Consider the following 1,584-nt stretch of genomic DNA (forward strand, 5'->3'; position numbering starts at 1 on the left):
CACCGATGACGGCGTCGCCCCACTTCAGGTAGGAGATGACGTCGCTCCAGCCCTCACCGAGGGCGCCGCGCTGGTCGCCGTCGCTGTAGCCGAGGTCGCCACCACCGACGAGCCGGCTGGAGACGCCGTGCCCGTACTCGTGGGCGATGACGTCACCGTCGACGTCGCCGTCGCGGTAGGGCCGGGTCGGCGCCCACATGTACATCTGCATGCGCGGGCTCTGCCCGTCGACGGGGGTGCCGAAGTTCGCGTTGTTCAGGCAGCGGATGGCCTCGTCGTCGCCCGGGCTGTTGGTGCCCTTGTCGTCGACGCAGCCGAAGTCCCACCCGTCCTGGGCCTCGGCGAGCACCGGGTCGTTGCCCGAGCCGCCCCGGCCGTAGTTGTCGATCTGGAAGTTGCCGCTCGCCTCGTCGAAGCCGTGGCCGTAGAGCCAGTCGTGCATGACGTTGGTGTAGTAGAAGAGCTGGGTGATCGCGGCGTCCCGGTCGGCATCCAGGGCCGCGAGGGAGTCGACGTCGGCGGTGCTGCGCCAGGTGTCGCCGAAGGCGTAGTTGAAGTGCTGGTACCCAGGGTCTCCGCTCGCGGGGGTCTGCGGCTGGTACTCGTTGTTCGCGTCGTCGTCGTTGCGGTCGAGGTAGGCGTTGACGTTGTTGCCGCTCGTCGTCGTCCCGTTGACCCACGAGCCGTCGAGGCCGGTGAACGCGGTGACCTGACGGGTTGCACCCGCGGCCTCCGGGTGCTGTTCGCGCCACACCGTGCCCTCCGGCCCGGCGTGCGCGTAGCGGCTCGTGCGATCGAGCACCGAGCCGGTGTCGGCGTCGACGGTGCTCTCCCACCACTGCTGCCCGGACGACTCGATGTCGGTCACCCAGGCAAGGCGCAGCGACTGCCCGTCGGCGCTGGGGTACCAGACGAGCTCGGCGGTCACGGGGCGCTCACTCACCGTTCCCTCCCCGTAGACGTTCGGGAAGGTCTTCTTCCCGGTGCTGCGCACGTCGGCCTCACGCAGCGGCCGATCGGGCTTCGCGCCCTGCTTGGCGGCCGAGACGTCAAGGGCCTGGCGGGCGGTGAGACCTGCCGACGGGCCCCTGGACGTGGTCCCCTTGGCCAGCCGCCCGGATGCCGACATCACCCGCCCGTCGGGCGACACGACCACCGTGAGCACGGCATCCGTCACCCGAAGTCCCTCGACGCGCTGTCCCACGTGCACGGCGGTCGCGCCGGTCGTCAGGCGCTACGCCTTGGTGACCACGAGTGTCTTCCCCGCCCCCGAGCCCAGACCGAAGTCGCTCCCCGCCGACTTGGCGTAGGCCACGGCGATGTCCTCGGCGGGTGCCTTCGAGGGCTTGGTCAGCCCCCCGGGTGACGAGGTCGACTCCACGCGCCCGAAGGCGTTGCGGCGCACGAGGTCGCCCGCCCCCGGTGGCGAGGCGCTCGACGCCCCCGGTTTGCGGTCCGGGGCCGCGGCCACCGCGGCGACGGGCGCCGCGAGGCTGAGGACGAGAACGGCACCGAGACCGAGGGAGAGGGATCGACGAGCGCGCATGACGTCCTCCAGTGAGGCCACCTCGCCCCAACCCGGCC

General features: G+C 71.5%; 2 protein-coding genes. Both read right to left on the minus strand.

Annotation, left to right across the window (positions count from 1 at the left end; genetic code table 11):
• Positions 1 to 1,204 (minus strand): M36 family metallopeptidase (locus PLL68_RS14945; protein WP_324535448.1); only part of this gene is annotated, 1,204 nt, incomplete at its 3' end.
• A gap of 30 nt (positions 1,205 to 1,234) precedes the next feature.
• On the minus strand, positions 1,235 to 1,584 hold a 350-nt coding region (locus PLL68_RS14950; protein WP_324535450.1), incomplete at its 5' end, for a hypothetical protein.

The organism is Ornithinibacter sp. (assembly GCF_035443565.1).
Taxonomy (GTDB): Bacteria; Actinomycetota; Actinomycetes; order Actinomycetales; family Dermatophilaceae; genus Fodinibacter.